Consider the following 14,850-nt stretch of genomic DNA (forward strand, 5'->3'; position numbering starts at 1 on the left):
TTGAACCAAGTTCAATGTTTGACAATAAAAATAAAGTTTCTTTAAAAAAAACTTTATCCTCTCAGTTCTTTGATGTATTCAGCTCTTACTTGGTCTACAAATCCATTGGTTAAAGGTGTTCCGAATAATGCGGATAAGGTTTCCACTAGTACATCATCCAAATCAAATCCTGTGAGAATCCATTCTATCAGTTCAAATGTGATATCAAGTGCAGGTGTAGGATGAACTTTCGACTTCCCTTTAGCGATTGTTAACAACAATTCAGTGATTTGAGAAGGATTTTTCTCTTCGATGAAGTTACGAATCTCAGTAGGATATGAGACCATTAACTTTTGTTTGATGGCATTTGGTGTAAAAACAATCTGATCTTCCGTAAGATCCAATGCTTTTAATAAATGTTCTTTTAAATTTTTTTCTGAATGATGACTTTCTTGCCAAACAAGAAGGATTTTCTCTCCAACGAGAGAATCTTCGAAAGGTAAAAAAGGATAAGGTTTTTTATCCATATAATACCCAGGGGGTCGTCCACCTGGGTTCACAAACTAATTTATTTTTTAGGAGGCACAACTGCGTCTTTACAAGTCTTAGATAATGTGAATTTAACAACGGTTTTAGCAGGGATTACAATCGCTTCACCAGTTGCAGGGTTTCTACCTTTACGTTTTGGACGATTGCGTTTAACAAGTTTTCCTAAACCAGGGATCACAAATGCACCGTTTTTCTTAGTTTCTTTATAAGCAAGTTCAACAAAGGAGTCTAGGAACGCTGCTACGTTCTTTTTGGTCATACCAGTTGTTTCAGCAAGTTCGCTGAGCATTTCGGACTTCTTCATTGGGGTAGGAGTTGTTGCCATACTTTGATTTTCCTCTAAACCATTTAACGGTTACACATTATTTACAAAACTACATGATTTGGTACAAGACTAAATTGATTTTGGATACAATTTTTCTGCAAATTTCCTAAGAAAAACGAAGTTTTTTTAAAAAAACCTTTATTTCCCTAAGGAAAATGGGAATTTCTTCCAAAACTCATGGCTTCCACCAAGTATAAAAAGGTCGTAGTGGTCTTCAAACGTACCAAATACGAATTAGATTTGGAAACTTATGGCTCCATCCAGGCCTATAAAGAAGTGGCGCGTCAAAATCCAGAAGTCTTTCAAAGGACTTTTGAATCACATGAAAGGCAATTAGAGTCTCGTAACTTTTTAAAATCCCATGTTTTCCCCAATGCAGACTTTGTATTTCGTGAAAACTTTGATCCAGAAGATGGAACCAAGTATGATTTGATCGTCGCCCATGGCGGTGATAATCATTTCACTTATGTGGCCCATTTGGCAGGGAATACTCATTTAATCGGATGTAATTCCGACCCCCATTCTTCTGTAGGCGCACTACTTGGTTTTACTGCCGAAGAATTAAAGGCTGCTGTCAAAAATAACTTCCAACACACGCAAGTTGAGTCATGGTCTCTTTTAGATACGGAAATTCTCTATCCCAATGGAACCAAACTGAAAACTGTACCAGCGATCTGTGAACTTTCCATCCGAAACAATAGTCCCGATCTCACTTCCCGGTTTTGGATTTCCTACCAAGGGCAAAAAGAGGAACAAAAATGTTCGGGTTTGCTTGTCTACACAGGTGCAGGATCCACAGGTTGGATTAGCTCTTGTTTTCCAAAGAAATTCTCTCCATTTTCAAAACATGAGCCTTTTTTCCATGTTTATTCACGAGAAATCCGAGTGAAGTCTCGAGAAACAGAGTTTTCCTTGGCAGATTTTAGGGCCTTGGATCAAGTGGAAGTTATTTCTGAAATGAATGGCGGATTGGCAGTTGATTCTCTCACAGAGAGACACTACCCATTTCCACCTTATGCAAAGGCGACGATCAGGTTATCGCCAGAGAAATTATCTGTTATTGTTCCGCTAAAGAGAGGGGAATCCATGCAAGACTTACCATACGAAATAGAGCAAAAACGCATCAATGGAACCGTCATCGTCCAAATCAAAGGTCGTATGGAATCGGGCCCGCTTGACCGCATCACACAAACAATTCTGGATGAAATGGTTGGGACAGACAGAAAACATTTAATTTTAGATTTTTCTGAGCTTCGATACATTTCCAGCTTAGGAATTCGTATGATTCTCGATGTGAAAATGAACTTACAAAAAAGAAATAAGGAAATGGCTTTGGTCGGTGTCACAAGCTCCATCTTACAAGTGTTTCATTTACTTGGTCTTTCTAATGCTTTCCAATTTTATGCTGATAGGGAAGAAGCTTTAAAGTCCTTTGAGGAGCCATCTAAGTCCTAGATGTCTCCTCGAATTTCCGTTTGGATCTCCAACTCGGTTTTCGTATCTTTTGCCGTTATTGCATTATTTTATTCTCTTGTTCATTTCGAAAACTCCCACTTACAATTTGAAACAAAAACCTTAAACGAGGAGAGAAACAGGAGTTTTGCGATAGTCCAGGAACTTTCTCGAGTCAAAAACCAATTCCCCATTGCTTATCAATGCCATTATAGTTTCGGACTTAGTAATGGATCTTTATATGAGATTACTGAACGAATCCCCTACTCCATTTACAAAAGACTGCGGTTAGGTGATACAATCGAAGTTTATAAGAAAGAAATCAGAATTTTTGGGAAACAAACGGCGATTTCGCAAATCAAGGGGAATGAAGAACCACTCCCCCTTTTGGAAAACTTAGAAAGATACTTTCAATATGGATTTGTCTATTTACTCGTATTAGTTGGTGTTACTTCCCTTTTTAGGGTTTTGGGATTACTATCTCAAACTTATCCTTCGCAGCAAAAACCAGATGCGATTGACGAGATTGTTGTAAATAAGTCTCAGGATTAACATCAAAATTCACAAAACACATGTATTTATCGTGTTTTACTATGTACATGAACTCTGAATAATTCAAATGAGTGTTCTGCGTCATAAATCCACGAAGCCATTTACTCTCTCTATAAACTCTTTCATATTGAATATTAGTTGCATCGATTTTTTTAATCGCTTCTGCAGATTCTTTGGAATAATCTCGGCTCATAATTTCTTTTTTTAGCGTCTTAATTAAGTTATATTCCAATTTTGCTTTATTAGGTGGTAAATTTTCTGGGCGAGTTTTATAATAGTATTCGAACAACTCTTTATCTTGTCCCTCTTTTGCATCGTGATTTTCTTGGCTCACATCAGTGGGTGTAGATTGTGGTTTTGTGTCCTGCGCAGAAATAGACAGAGTTGCTACAAATAACACAAGGGCAATTGGAAGGGATTTTTTTAAGAGTTCCATAGTCTTCATTATCGGAATCCTGACTCAAATTTCAAAATAAAATTTTCGGTTTTCAAAAAGAGAAACAAGGTTCAAAACAGGTTTATCATGTCGATTCCCCCACTCATTACCTTTCAGGAGGACTTTCTTTCCGGAAAACTGATTTCCAAAGAATATGTCCACTTTTCGGAAATCGACTGCCCGGAATTGGATGTATGGATTGGCAGAGTGGTCCGCAGCATTTCCTTAGAATTCCTACATGAAATCCTTTTTACAATCCTGAGTGAACTACTAGTAAACGGATGTAAGGCTAACGGCAAACGTGTCTTTTTTAAGGAACAGGGTTTGAATCTCTGGGATGAAAAAGATTATGCCAGAGGCATTCCTATGTATAAGGACGAATTTGGCCATAACCGAAAAAGAGTATTTTTGGCATTGGATCATTCCGAATACAAAATTACCTTAAGTACCATTTTCAAAGAAGATTATATAGAATTCAAAGTTAAGAATAACGCCAAAATCCTTCCTGAAGAAAAAAACAGAATTTTAAAACGAGTCCAAGCTTCTGGAAAATACAAAAACATAAATGATGCCTACCGAGAGTCTGTTGACAACGAGGAAAGTTCAGGCCTTGGGATTGTTTTGATTCATATCCTACTTAGAAACTCTGGTATTTCCAACCAGTTCTTTCAATTAGTGACAACTGAAGATTCTACGGAAGTGATTATACGAATACCAAAACAACTCATACCAAAAGAAAACCAAACCAATATAAAAAATCTTTTGGTCCGTGAGGTAAATAGTCTTCCTCCCCTACCGCCGCAAATTCAGAAATTGATTTTTATCGCAAAGAAAAAAGACGTTGATTGGCATGAGATCTCGGCCCAAGTAGAAAAAGATCCTGCCATAACAGCAGAAATTTTGAAAATCGCCAACTCCCCGTTATTTGGGCCTCATACACCAATTATTTCAGTTCTTGAGGGAGTCAAAAGAATTGGCCTTCGAAACCTGGAATCAATTTTTTTAACACTAGGTGCGAAAAAAGTACTTAACTCCCGTTATGCGAAACAAGTATTAGTATGGACCCATTCCTTTAAAACATCCATGTATGCTCGTTTCCTTATAGAAGATCGGAAAAAACATTTAAAACTTTTGGAGCCTGCCGTCATTTCTGCACTTTTACATGACTTGGGAAGGATGGTTTTACTTTCTTTGGATCTTAGCCAAGTGAACCAAATCCGAGTCTTAAGAAGTGATGACAATAATGAAATTTCTGAATGGGTAGAAGAATACACATTAGGAACGACACATTCAGAAATCGGCTATTTGATGTCAGAAAAATGGAACTTCCCGGAAGAAATTTTAGATGTCATACGTTACCATCACAAACCATGGCAATGTAAAAGTAGGAACAACATCCTATGCCAGATCATTTACCTGGCAGATATTTTGGCGAATATCGGTCGTGGTAAGGGGAATTACTTCACTGTAGAACCGGAAGTTTTAGAGTATTTTGAAATTACTTCAGAAAAAGAATTTCGTGATATGCAAGAAAGGTTTAAAATCCAATTCGAGGAGCATAGAGAAGAATACCAAAATCTCTTAATTTAGTTATGAACTGGAAAGATTTACTTAACTTAGAAGACGAACAATTATTAGATTCTAAACTTGCACCTGAATTTAACCTGGTGGGACATCCTGAATATCCAAGTATTTCGACTCTTCCCCCAGAGGAAACCTTAGAAATTCTAACTGAGTTTCTTTTGGCAGAAGGCCAAATGGTAAACATTAAGAACTTACTGAGTTATGCTCCAATTCTTGAAATTACGTTAATCAAAAAGAATTTGCCGACTATCTACGGATAATCATTCCACATCCTGAACATCACTAATTCCAATTTGGTGTTCTTTGCCTACGTCATTACTAAATTCAATTTTCTTAGCCACTGATTTTTCCATACTACTGATAAGTAATTCATTCGTGCGAGCAAGCCTATCTGCCATAATGGAAACCATTTTTGCAGCAAACTTAGGATTTTTAACTAGAAAGTTTTCAAGTTGTTGTTTACTTTCGATCACTGCCACTTCACAATTCGTAATTGTTCTCGCCGTTGCACTTCTTGGATTGGAACTAAACAAAGCCATCTCACCAAAAAAATCTCCTGGTTTCATTAGTGCCAATCGAGTTTGGCTATTATTCACCGTAAAAAAAATCTCAACGTTTCCTTGTAGGATGATGTACATCGCATTATTCAGTTCCCCTTCTTTGAAGATTCTCTGATTTGGCGGAATGTTGAGTTTGCTCATTGATTAGTAGCTCCTGTATCTATTTTTGGCTATTTTGCCTAAAATCTGAATTCATTTTCCTTTCCCCCAGGAAATCTGAAAAGAAAATGCCGTAAGGGAGAAAAGATTTATGGAATGGGAATTACTAGGGATCATACTAACGGGACTTGCTGCTTTGTACCTCTGGGCTTTCAAAATCCCCTATTCTCTTCCTCATCCTCGACCTACCAAGGAAGGAAGAGAGAGTCGCTTTGATCTCCTTCGTGGTTTTGCTATGGTAGGAATCGTTTTAATTCATATACATTCATACTTTCAGTTTTTTCATCCAGGTGATGCAGTTGTCATCAGAACTACTTTGTTTTTTTCCAATTTATCTCGTTTTTCGGTTCCACTGTTTATCTTAACATCAGCAATTTTTTTAAGAAAAAAGAGTGGTTACTGGAATTCAAAAGTAAAGAACCTTCTCCTTCCCTATACATTGGCATCAATTGCTGGTTATTTAGTTAAATACCAAAATTATAATATCTTAGAATTTTTACAATTTTACTGTTTAGGAAAAGTATTTGCTCCTTACTACTTTGTTCCACTTTTACTACAATTTTATCTTCTCTACTATGTTTTGGAAAAAACTCTAACCAACCAATCAATCTCCAAAATTACATTGTTCATTTCTTTTATATTGAATCTATTCTCTAACTTAGGCTTTTTTGATACGATCTTACCAAAAGAATACCATTCGATTTCAATTTTGAACTATATTTTCTTTTTTGTTTTGGGAATTCAAATTGGATTCTCATATGAAGAAAAAACCAAACCAAAAGGAGAAATAAAGCTTCTTCTGGGAGCTATCTCTTTGGTGTTTCTTTTTTTGTTAATTTTATTTAGTGGGGTTTATTTTTCAGATTTTAAAAACCACCACTTGGTTTACCCTATTTTTTTCTTTCTCTTCATTTGGGAACTTATCCCTAAATTTAACAAAACTTTGTCCAACTTGATTAGCTACATAGGCAACAAAAGTTTATATATCTTTTTATTACACCCTTTCGTCATTCATACAATGCACAGTATAGACCCTTATTCACTGGGTGGACCTTATTTGGGATATATCGTAACTTTATTTTTAAATGTCGGAATACCGATTTTAATCGCTATTATAATCCAAAAGGGTAAGTTTTTAAGTCGATCACACCACTCTGGCGTACCTGAGTAAGCGCTTTTGCATATTCCACGAGTACACTTAAAACGTAATTCAATCTAGTCCTAATGTATTCATCATCTTTGCCTTCTGGAGATTCTGAATTTAATACAGACTCTACATGACGAACGATGACATGATCAGGAAGATAAACAATGCGAGTGTTTTTATAACTAGACATTCTAAGTTCGGCGTTGGGATAACTTCCCCCCATTCCACTTGATACAGTAATAATTAATCCAGGTTTGTGGGAAAGATCCCCACTAGACAAATAGAGGAAGAAGTTTTTTAATGCAGGACTCGCCATACCTGCATATTCAGGTGATAGAAAAACATAAGCATCCGCACTTCCAAACCCATTACTATACTCTAACCAAAACTTTTTGATTTCTGATTCTTTTTCCCACATCGCAGGTTCCCAAAGTGGAAGTGGGTTCCCACCCAAATCAAAAAGAATCGTTTCAATTCCTTTTGTTTCCAATGTCTTTGCTAAAAATTTTCCCACTTTTAATGATTGAGAATTTTTTCGGTGACTTCCTGCAACTAAACAAATTTTCATCGAGTCCCACCTTGGTTTTTATTCCCTTTGTGGTGAGATTTTTTTTTGTTTTTCCATTTCCGATTGTTATGACCATTTGGTTTTGAATCACGATCATCTTTTTTCTTTTGAGGGTGATTGTGTTTTTTCTCAGAAAATGTTTTTTCTTTTCTTTGTTCTCTGTCTTTGGCGAATCTTAATTTTTCATCTCCGAACAATTGGATATAACCAAACAAAAAAACTGCAAGAATTCCATGAATACGTTCCCACTGTTTTTTATCTAATTCTCCAAAAACAGAATGTTCTGCAAATGGGCCCGAGTGTAATTTAAATGCGGTCAGGGATGTTTTTAGTCTCAATAAGGCCGAGTCCGCATCACCTAAATCTTTTGGTGGGAATCCTGGAATTTGATTGGCTTTGGTATAATTCCCTTTTGAAATGAGTTTAGCAAACTTATATTTACCCAATAATTTATTGATTGTATTTCTTTTGTTCGTTGCACCTATTCTTTGGATAGATAACTCTATCGATTCTGCTAAAAAATCATAGATTTGGCTTAGGCTGATGTCAGCTTTCTGCTTTTTCTCACAAGCAACTATAATTGATAACTCTCTTTCGATATCATCTATCGTTTTAAGTTTTAAAATTGATTTCATTTTTCCTCTATTCGTTGATTCCGTATTTTTTTTTGAGTAAACTTAATTCTTTTAGAAAGTTATCCCTTATCTTACCGCTAAGTTTACCTACATTAATACTAATACGGCCTGAACTTGCTCCTGCCCGGGGTGAAATCATTTCACCCCCTCTGTTTTCTTTACGTTTTAGCAGTTCTTCCAGATTCTTTACGGAAAGAGGCTTCCCACTAATCATAAGTTCCATCACAGATTTTTGATCCAATCGAGCGATACTGCTAAGTTGTTTTACATACCTTCCGCTGTAACCCAACAATTCTGACACTTCCTCTGCAGTTTTCCTTTTTTCTTTGCGTAGAAACTGAATCGCTTTCCCCACTTCCCAAGGGTTTAAATTTTTTCTCTTTTCGTTTTCTGCAAGTGACATCTCATAACATACATCTTCATTCGCATCGGTGATGATTGCTGGAATTTCTTTCCATCCAAGCTTTATTGCTGCGCGATACCTACGTTCCCCTGCAACGATCAGATATTTTCCTTTGTCTTTCCTGACAAGAATTGGTTCTATTAGGCCCAGTCTTTCCATCGAAGGCAACAAATCTGTCGTGTCTTCCCTCCCTATCAACCTAGGCTGAGTTGGATTTGGGAAAATTTGGTTTAACTCCAAATGTGAAGGATTCTTCTTCTTTTCGGAGTATGCAGAGATTAAATCTAAAGCTTGAAACTCAGTTTTTTTGGACATTGATTTTGTTTTTAACCTCTACTGCTAGTTCTCTGAAATTTTTCATTGTTGCTAAATCAATTTTAGCTAAAAGAGACATCTTTGCTTGGGCTTGAGGGATTGCCTCTCTCCTTTGAACAACTGTCTCAAAGACGGGAAAGTATTTTTTCACTCCTTCGGCCAATCCAGCGAGTGCTTTCTGACCTTCGTATTGATTTAATACAGCTCCCAATAACTTTAATCTCTGGTTAGCCTTTCTTTGAATTTTCTGAATTGTTTCATATAAATCTCTAATCCCTTGCAGACTAAACGCCCGTGTTTGTATCGGGACAAGAATATAATCAGCGCAGATCAAAGCATTTTCCAAAATCAGACCAAGAGAAGGCGGGCAATCAATAATTATATATTCATAACGAGAACGTAACGGTAGAATTGCTTCGTTTAATAATTCAAAGTCATCTCTCTCATATGGAGTTGTTAAATTTGCGAGCTCCAACGTTGATGGAAGCAAATCAAAATTCTCACTGATCGTCCTGATAGCGGGCTCAATATTTTTAGCTTTTTTCCCTCGGTAACCGAGATAATCCATTACGGAAGGAACATCGTCTTTTAAAAAAAGTTGTGTTGCATTTGCCTGTGGATCCCAATCGATCAAGAGCACTTTATGATTTTCAGCCAGGGCCTCCGCTAAATATAAGCTGATCGTAGTTTTCCCCTCCCCTCCTTTCTGATTCGATATAGCAATCACATGACTATCGAAACCATCAGAATGAGTAGGTTCAAAATATTTAAGAAGAACCGATTCTTTAAATTCTCCGGATTTCCATCCAGGAATCTTTAGTGCAGACGCTTTAGCAGAAAACTCTTCAGTGCTCAGCCCAACGAACTTTGCCGCTCCTTCTTCAGTCAATATTGAATCTGATTTGCCCATAACCTGCATAAATGATGCTAGGTCCGCTTGGAGTGTCAATTTAATTATGTCTCTTAGGGGTGAAATCATTTCACCCCTAAGAAAAACGAAGTTTTTTGCGGACATACCAATAGAACTACCATCTACCCTTTTCTGAACTTATAATTTAGGAATTTACAACTTATAGGTGAAATAGAACTTACGTTGGTGCCTAAATATTCCAACTTACCTATTTTATTTTTATTCCTTGGCCTTACATCGATTTCTGCAGAAGTCATCTGGGGTCCATCGGTAGAAAAATCCGGCGGAGAATATATTTTCGAAACAGGAAATAAGTATCCCAATCTATCGGGAATCCGCGGTGGGTCAAGAATCACCTTTCCAAGGACATTTCCGCTATTCGGCATCCAGGGAATCCTTACCCAAGATAGATGGGAAATTAGCGGTTCACTCAAAACTTCGGGTTGGTACCAAAAATCAGGACAAGCCAGAGATGAAGACTTTGTGCTTGGATCTGTATCAACGGAAAATGGTACAAAAATCGCAACGCGAGAATGGAGTTATAGAGATTCTGCTACCATTTATTCAGGCAGCCGTAACTTTGCAGACGGAAAAGGGAAATCTACTGTTTATGAAAATAGAGCAGAAGTTTATGGTAGATATTATTTCCAAGATGCAAATCCAAACTACTGGGCAAATGGTTCCGGATTTTTTCTCTCGACTGGAGCAAGGTACTCATACTTCAAATATCTATTTTATGATGTGAACCAGTACATCGATTCCAGCCCAGTTTTTTATGGTCCAATTGGTAATGGACTTAGTTTCTCAAATGACCTATGGGAGTTTTTTTTCGGAGGTGGTTACCGGTACTCTTCGGGAGATTTTTATTTAGACCTCAGTTTTATGCCATCAATTGGAAGAATCAAAACCAGAGATTTTCATGTCCAACGTTCCATCAATTTTTTCTCAGAAAACTATGGCCTTGGTTGGGCATCCAAAGCAGAAGTTGGATATAAATTTAATTCATCGTGGCTGAGTTACCTGAGAGTCAACCACCGTAGATTTTTTTCTGAAGGACGATTTACTTCCCAAGGGGGACTCACAATGGAAGACATCGCTTCCAATTTGGTAAGCGGATTTAAGTCGCATATCAATATCAAAGATTTTAGTATCGAGATTGGGGCCTTAAATAAAATTGATTGGCCTCAAAAAAAAGAAAACTTAGACTAAAAAACAGAATCATAAAATAAATCTAACAAATGATGGAAGACTTCAATATAGAACGAAAACCAAGTAAAGGTAGGAATATCTCACTAGTCGTTTATCAAAATGGCAAAGTTGTTTTAAAACACCCAGCAAAAGTTCCCAAAAAACAATTGGATGAATTTCTTTTTGAAAAAAGAGAATGGATTCTATCAAAACTCAAACAACTTCCCAAAGATATCCCGAAAAAATTGAAATTTGAAAATGAAGAGAAAACTCATATTTTCGGGAATTTGACAACGATCCAACTCTTACCAAAGGGAAAATACAACTTATCAGGAGAGGCCATTCAAATTCCTAAAACAAAAAGCGAGAAGTCACAAATCCAAAAAGGAAAACTTGTTTTTCGCGACTTGTTATTAAAAAAAATTGAACCGATGGTACAATCTACTTCGTTTGCCCTTAATACGGAAGTGACAAAAATCTCGATCAAACCCATGAGATCACTTTGGGGAAGTTGTAATTCAAAAAATCAGATTTCGTTAAATCTTAGTTTGATACATTGCCCAGAACAGATCATTGAATATATAATCTTGCATGAAATTGCACATACAATCGAACACAACCATTCCTCAAAATTCTGGAAGATTGTTGAATCACAGAACCCAAATTACAAAATTGCAGAGAAGTGGCTAAAAGATATTGGGAAAAAATATATCTATTATCTTAATTAAATGAAACAAAAAACCAAAGTCCTTTTTATTTGTTTAGGAAATATTTGTCGTTCTCCTGCGGCAGAGGGCGCATTTAAGAATTTAATCAAAACAAAAAACCTAAACGATTTATTTGAAATTGATTCCTGTGGAACTTCCGGGTACCATGACGGTGAATTAGCAGATCCAAGAACACGAAAAGTAGCCGCAAAAAGAGGAATCGATTTAACACATAGATCCAGAAAATTGTCTCGGACAGACCTAACTTATTTCGATTATTTATTGGTCATGGATGAGAACAACTTCCAAGATGTAATCAGTCTAACAAATGATATTAAAATCCAAGAGAAAATATTTCTTTTTGGTCAATTTAGAAGTGATAAGGGACAACCTATCGTTCCCGATCCGTACTATAAAAACGAAACCGCTTTTGAAAAAGTACAGGATCTTGTAGAGGATTGTTCCTTTGGATTTCTAAATTTTTTAGGAATAGAAAAATGTCTCAAATAAAGAAAAAAATACTAATCATTGGAGCAGGATTCGGTGGCTTACAAGTAATCAAATCACTTGCGAACAACAGCTCCTTCGAAATCACTGTTGTTGATAAAAAAAATCATCACCTCTTTCAGCCTCTTTTGTACCAAGTAGCAACCGCAGTTTTGTCTCCAGCCGATATCGCCATTCCTTCTAGATCCATTACAACAAAATTTAAAAATGTAAAAATACTATTAGGGGATGTAACTGAAATTGATTTCAAAAATAGGACTGTAAAATTTCAAAACAATTCCGAATCTTATGACTACTTGGTATTAGCAACAGGAGCAAGGACTAGTTATTTTGGAAACAACACTTGGAAAGAAAAAACATTAGGTCTTAAAAATCTCAAAGATGCCTTAGCAATCCGAAGGAGAATATTACTTTCCTTTGAACAAGCAGAGTTAATTGGGAACTATGAAAAAGCAAAAAGTTTTATGCATTATGTGATCATCGGAGGTGGCCCCACAGGTGTTGAACTAGCAGGCTCAATTGCTGAATTATCTCATAATATCATTAGAAAAGACTTTCGAAATATTGATTCAGGAATGACAAAGGTAACTTTAATAGAAGCAGGACCAAGACTTCTCACTGCCTTCAACGAAAAATCTAGCCAGTTCACTAAAGAAAAATTAGAGAGTAGGGGAGTTGAAGTTCTAACCAATTCTCCAGTTTTAGACATTACAGACACAGGTGTTGTCCTCAAAGACCGAACCATCGAATCCAAAACTGTCATTTGGGCAGCTGGAGTAGAAGGATCAGAACTTGCCAAAAATCTACCGATTAACAAAGATAAGGCGAATAGAATCATCGTAGACGAATACTGTAGAACCTCCGAATTTCCTGAAGTATTCGTAATTGGAGATGCAGCAAATTACAGTTCTGGATTGACAAGGCCATTGCCGGGAGTTTCACCTGTTGCTATGCAACAAGGGAGATATGTTGCAAAAGTGATAGAAACAATTGAAAAAAAGAAATCCATCTCTCCATTCCATTATTTTGATAAAGGAAACATGGCAACCATCGGAAGAACCGATGCTGTTGCTGAATTTGGCAAAATTCGTTTAAAAGGAATTCTTGGCTGGCTCGGTTGGCTTTTTGTTCATCTTGTCTATCAAGTTGGCTTCAAAAACAAAGTAAGCACTCTACTCAGCTGGGTCTGGAGTTATTTGACGTTCCGAGCAGGATCAAGACTAATCCAAGAAGAAATGGATGAACTCTCAATTCGACCGTAAGTTGAATTGATTTTTATCTGCTTCCGAAATACATTTTTTATAGGCAAGTTCTGTATTCCCAATCCAAACAAGATTATTTTGTTCCGTAATTCCTCCTGTTGTATGTCTTTCTAAAATAGGTATCATAAAAAGATAACTTCGTTTTCGTGTTTTTTCGCACTCGGCTTGAAATTGTTCTTCGCGAGAAAGTTGAGCACAGGCAAAAAAAGAAAATAGTAAAACAAAAATAATTCTTCCCATCTATTTTGAGTCACCTAACAAAGTTTTCAATTTTTCTAATTCATCAGACTCTTCTTTAGTTAAAGATTTTTGATTGGACTCAAGATACCGAAGATCTTCTTCGGCTTTGTTTAGCTGTGTAATTTTATATTCAGGTTTATGGGTTACTTTTAATATAATTTCCCCTTTATAACCTGTCTCACCGTTTGCCTCTAAAATGGTAGACTTCAATCGTTTTAAATATAAAGGAATTTGGTCACGAGTCGATGCAACACTTGCAAATTCAGAAATGCCAAAAGTTAAAAAAGTAATTTTTTTTCGATGGATCTCTGTGGAATCTGCTTTTTTTTCGCAGTCCTCTAAACTTATGCAAATAGACTTTTGTTTGGTTTCTGCAAAGAGCGCTATCCCAAAAATGAATACAAAGAAAATCAAAAGAAAACGGTTCATGATGAAATTCAATTAAAAAAGTAAAAAAGAATCAAGCGCAAATCTAAAAGATAAATGTTTACAATCGGATGGAACCAAAAAGCCTTAGGTATATGTTGCCGATTTCAATTCGCACAAAATTTCATACCATTGAGGGTGTTGAGTGGGGGAATCCACAAGGGATACCAATCCTTGCGTTTCATGGTTGGTTAGACAATGCGAATAGTTTTGCACCGCTTGCTAAGTATTTTCTCGACTATCGGTTTATCTCTATTGACTTTCCAGGTCATGGGAAATCTAGCCACAAACCAGAAAATACAGTATATTATTTTGCTGAATATACTCTGGAAGTTATCTCCATAGCACAAACACTAGGACTAGAAAATTTTATTCTTATGGCACATTCCATGGGAGCCGCAGTTTCTACGTTAGTTGCCGGTACAAACCTTTTACCAATCAGCAAATTAGTTTTAATCGAATCACTCGGACCATTGACAAACCTCTCTGAATCTGCGCCAGATATTCTCACAGAAGCAATTAAACAAATCCTCCATCCAAGAGGCAAAAAAGAAACGTATTTCCCTGATATGGAGTCAGCAGTAGGAGTGAGAATGAAAGCAGGAGATATGAATAAAGAATCGGCTGAAATTCTTATGGAACGAGGAATCGAAAAAACACCAAAAGGTTTTAAGCCTAGAAGGGATTTAAGACTCCATTATAATTCTTTTTTTCGTTATACTGAAGAACAAATTGAATCTTTCTGCAAAAGGATCGAATGTCCAACCTTACTCATACTAGGCGATCAATCCGGATTTCCAATAGCAGAAAAATACAAAAACAGAAAAGATGCAGTCAAAAATTTAAAGGAAGTAATCTTGCCTGGTGGGCATCATTTGCATATGGACTCTCCAGAAGAAGTTTCTTCCGTCATTATCGATTTTTTAAATTAAAAACCCAAGGACAA

Annotated in this window: 20 protein-coding genes; 10 read left to right on the forward strand and 10 right to left on the reverse strand. The window is 36.5% G+C overall.

From position 1 onward, the window contains the following. Positions 1-53 precede the first annotated feature (53 nt). Together EHR01_RS08365 and EHR01_RS08370 are read right to left on the reverse strand one after the other, a co-directional pair. Positions 54-506 carry a VanZ family protein gene (locus tag EHR01_RS08365; RefSeq protein WP_135694241.1) on the reverse strand — a complete coding sequence of 151 codons (453 nt, stop codon included), beginning with the start codon at positions 504-506 and terminating at the stop codon, positions 54-56. A 41-nt stretch (positions 507-547) separates the two neighbouring features. Next, positions 548-853: an HU family DNA-binding protein gene (locus tag EHR01_RS08370; RefSeq protein WP_004788037.1), complete on the reverse strand. Its 306-nt coding sequence runs from the start codon at positions 851-853 to the stop codon at positions 548-550. Positions 854-1,030: 177 nt separating this feature from the next. Here EHR01_RS08370 and EHR01_RS08375 point away from each other — a divergent pair, with 177 nt between their 5' ends. Next, a complete protein-coding gene (locus EHR01_RS08375; RefSeq protein ID WP_135694242.1) occupies positions 1,031-2,308 on the forward strand; it encodes an STAS domain-containing protein in 1,278 nt (425 codons plus the stop codon). Continuing rightward, positions 2,309-2,857 (forward strand): hypothetical protein, encoded by a 549-nt coding sequence (locus tag EHR01_RS08380; protein ID WP_135694243.1) that lies wholly within the window; start codon positions 2,309-2,311, stop codon positions 2,855-2,857. Here EHR01_RS08380 and EHR01_RS08385 read toward each other — a convergent pair. Then, the gene (locus EHR01_RS08385; protein ID WP_244310029.1) at positions 2,766-3,293 is read right to left on the reverse strand and encodes a hypothetical protein; all 528 of its coding nucleotides are present in this window, start codon (positions 3,291-3,293) and stop codon (positions 2,766-2,768) included. The genes EHR01_RS08380 and EHR01_RS08385 overlap by 92 nt on opposite strands. Before the next feature lie 87 nt (positions 3,294-3,380). Between EHR01_RS08385 and EHR01_RS08390 the strand changes: the two genes are divergently transcribed. Next, entirely contained in the window at positions 3,381-4,883 is a 1,503-nt protein-coding gene (locus EHR01_RS08390; RefSeq protein ID WP_135694245.1) for an HDOD domain-containing protein, read from the forward strand. 2 nt (positions 4,884-4,885) lie between these two features. Then, positions 4,886-5,137, forward strand: a complete 252-nt coding sequence (locus EHR01_RS08395) for a hypothetical protein (RefSeq protein ID WP_135694246.1) — start codon at positions 4,886-4,888, stop codon at positions 5,135-5,137. Here EHR01_RS08395 and EHR01_RS08400 read toward each other — a convergent pair whose 3' ends face one another. Further along, positions 5,138-5,578, reverse strand: coding sequence for a Crp/Fnr family transcriptional regulator (locus EHR01_RS08400; RefSeq protein ID WP_004787909.1), 441 nt, complete (start codon positions 5,576-5,578; stop codon positions 5,138-5,140). It abuts the gene before it with no gap. A gap of 109 nt (positions 5,579-5,687) precedes the next feature. On the opposite strand from EHR01_RS08400, the gene EHR01_RS08405 reads away from it, so the two are divergent. Continuing rightward, entirely contained in the window at positions 5,688-6,767 is a 1,080-nt protein-coding gene (locus EHR01_RS08405) for an acyltransferase family protein (RefSeq protein WP_135694247.1), read from the forward strand. On the opposite strand, the gene EHR01_RS08410 is transcribed toward EHR01_RS08405, so the two are convergent. Genes EHR01_RS08410 through EHR01_RS08425 form a run of 4 tightly spaced genes read right to left on the reverse strand, consistent with a single transcriptional unit; the run spans position 6,709 to position 9,574 of the window. Continuing rightward, positions 6,709-7,311, reverse strand: coding sequence for an NADPH-dependent FMN reductase (locus EHR01_RS08410; protein WP_135694248.1), 603 nt, complete (start codon positions 7,309-7,311; stop codon positions 6,709-6,711). The two genes, EHR01_RS08405 and EHR01_RS08410, sit on opposite strands and share 59 nt — an antisense overlap. After that, positions 7,308-7,946, reverse strand: a complete 639-nt coding sequence (locus tag EHR01_RS08415) for a DUF1569 domain-containing protein (RefSeq protein ID WP_135694249.1) — start codon at positions 7,944-7,946, stop codon at positions 7,308-7,310. The genes EHR01_RS08410 and EHR01_RS08415 overlap by 4 nt, the downstream gene beginning before the upstream one ends. 7 nt (positions 7,947-7,953) lie before the next feature. Next, on the reverse strand, positions 7,954-8,664 hold the full coding sequence (locus EHR01_RS08420; RefSeq protein WP_135694250.1) for a ParB/RepB/Spo0J family partition protein: 711 nt from the start codon (positions 8,662-8,664) through the stop codon (positions 7,954-7,956). Next, complete coding sequence (locus tag EHR01_RS08425) at positions 8,648-9,574, reverse strand: ParA family protein (RefSeq protein WP_135694528.1); 927 nt, start codon at positions 9,572-9,574, stop codon at positions 8,648-8,650. Before EHR01_RS08425 ends, EHR01_RS08420 begins: the two co-directional genes overlap by 17 nt. 186 nt (positions 9,575-9,760) lie before the next feature. On the opposite strand from EHR01_RS08425, the gene EHR01_RS08430 reads away from it, so the two are divergent. Genes EHR01_RS08430 through EHR01_RS08445 form a run of 4 tightly spaced genes read left to right on the forward strand, consistent with a single transcriptional unit; the run spans position 9,761 to position 13,238 of the window. Further along, positions 9,761-10,783, forward strand: coding sequence for a putative porin (locus EHR01_RS08430; protein ID WP_135694251.1), 1,023 nt, complete (start codon positions 9,761-9,763; stop codon positions 10,781-10,783). A gap of 32 nt (positions 10,784-10,815) precedes the next feature. Continuing rightward, entirely contained in the window at positions 10,816-11,490 is a 675-nt protein-coding gene (locus EHR01_RS08435; protein WP_135694529.1) for a M48 family metallopeptidase, read from the forward strand. After that, positions 11,491-11,979, forward strand: coding sequence for a low molecular weight protein-tyrosine-phosphatase (locus EHR01_RS08440; protein WP_135694253.1), 489 nt, complete (start codon positions 11,491-11,493; stop codon positions 11,977-11,979). Further along, a complete protein-coding gene (locus EHR01_RS08445) occupies positions 11,967-13,238 on the forward strand; it encodes an NAD(P)/FAD-dependent oxidoreductase (RefSeq protein ID WP_135694255.1) in 1,272 nt (423 codons plus the stop codon). The genes EHR01_RS08440 and EHR01_RS08445 overlap by 13 nt, the downstream gene beginning before the upstream one ends. Here the strand turns inward: EHR01_RS08445 and EHR01_RS08450 are convergent. Continuing rightward, positions 13,224-13,478, reverse strand: coding sequence for a hypothetical protein (locus EHR01_RS08450; RefSeq protein ID WP_135694257.1), 255 nt, complete (start codon positions 13,476-13,478; stop codon positions 13,224-13,226). The genes EHR01_RS08445 and EHR01_RS08450 overlap by 15 nt on opposite strands. Beyond that, positions 13,479-13,907 (reverse strand): hypothetical protein, encoded by a 429-nt coding sequence (locus EHR01_RS08455; protein ID WP_135694259.1) that lies wholly within the window; start codon positions 13,905-13,907, stop codon positions 13,479-13,481. 68 nt (positions 13,908-13,975) lie between these two features. On the opposite strand from EHR01_RS08455, the gene EHR01_RS08460 reads away from it, so the two are divergent. Further along, a complete protein-coding gene (locus tag EHR01_RS08460) occupies positions 13,976-14,836 on the forward strand; it encodes an alpha/beta fold hydrolase (RefSeq protein WP_135694261.1) in 861 nt (286 codons plus the stop codon). The last annotated feature ends 14 nt before the right edge of the window (positions 14,837-14,850 follow it).

This window comes from Leptospira mtsangambouensis (assembly GCF_004770475.1).
Classification (GTDB): Bacteria; Spirochaetota; Leptospiria; order Leptospirales; family Leptospiraceae; genus Leptospira_A; species Leptospira_A mtsangambouensis.

Bases quoted from the DNA above. Each gene is read 5' to 3' on its own strand.
- EHR01_RS08365 (WP_135694241.1), bottom strand. From the start codon at position 506: ATGGATAAAAAACCTTATCCTTTTTTACCTTTCGAAGATTCTCTCGTT.
- EHR01_RS08370 (WP_004788037.1), bottom strand. From the start codon at position 853: ATGGCAACAACTCCTACCCCAATGAAGAAGTCCGAAATGCTCAGCGAA.
- EHR01_RS08375 (WP_135694242.1), top strand. From the start codon at position 1,031: ATGGCTTCCACCAAGTATAAAAAGGTCGTAGTGGTCTTCAAACGTACC.
- EHR01_RS08380 (WP_135694243.1), top strand. From the start codon at position 2,309: ATGTCTCCTCGAATTTCCGTTTGGATCTCCAACTCGGTTTTCGTATCT.
- EHR01_RS08385 (WP_244310029.1), bottom strand. From the start codon at position 3,293: ATGGAACTCTTAAAAAAATCCCTTCCAATTGCCCTTGTGTTATTTGTA.
- EHR01_RS08390 (WP_135694245.1), top strand. From the start codon at position 3,381: ATGTCGATTCCCCCACTCATTACCTTTCAGGAGGACTTTCTTTCCGGA.
- EHR01_RS08395 (WP_135694246.1), top strand. From the start codon at position 4,886: ATGAACTGGAAAGATTTACTTAACTTAGAAGACGAACAATTATTAGAT.
- EHR01_RS08400 (WP_004787909.1), bottom strand. From the start codon at position 5,578: ATGAGCAAACTCAACATTCCGCCAAATCAGAGAATCTTCAAAGAAGGG.
- EHR01_RS08405 (WP_135694247.1), top strand. From the start codon at position 5,688: ATGGAATGGGAATTACTAGGGATCATACTAACGGGACTTGCTGCTTTG.
- EHR01_RS08410 (WP_135694248.1), bottom strand. From the start codon at position 7,311: ATGAAAATTTGTTTAGTTGCAGGAAGTCACCGAAAAAATTCTCAATCA.
- EHR01_RS08415 (WP_135694249.1), bottom strand. From the start codon at position 7,946: ATGAAATCAATTTTAAAACTTAAAACGATAGATGATATCGAAAGAGAG.
- EHR01_RS08420 (WP_135694250.1), bottom strand. From the start codon at position 8,664: ATGTCCAAAAAAACTGAGTTTCAAGCTTTAGATTTAATCTCTGCATAC.
- EHR01_RS08425 (WP_135694528.1), bottom strand. From the start codon at position 9,574: ATGGGCAAATCAGATTCAATATTGACTGAAGAAGGAGCGGCAAAGTTC.
- EHR01_RS08435 (WP_135694529.1), top strand. From the start codon at position 10,816: ATGGAAGACTTCAATATAGAACGAAAACCAAGTAAAGGTAGGAATATC.
- EHR01_RS08440 (WP_135694253.1), top strand. From the start codon at position 11,491: ATGAAACAAAAAACCAAAGTCCTTTTTATTTGTTTAGGAAATATTTGT.
- EHR01_RS08445 (WP_135694255.1), top strand. From the start codon at position 11,967: ATGTCTCAAATAAAGAAAAAAATACTAATCATTGGAGCAGGATTCGGT.
- EHR01_RS08450 (WP_135694257.1), bottom strand. From the start codon at position 13,478: ATGGGAAGAATTATTTTTGTTTTACTATTTTCTTTTTTTGCCTGTGCT.
- EHR01_RS08455 (WP_135694259.1), bottom strand. From the start codon at position 13,907: ATGAACCGTTTTCTTTTGATTTTCTTTGTATTCATTTTTGGGATAGCG.
- EHR01_RS08460 (WP_135694261.1), top strand. From the start codon at position 13,976: ATGGAACCAAAAAGCCTTAGGTATATGTTGCCGATTTCAATTCGCACA.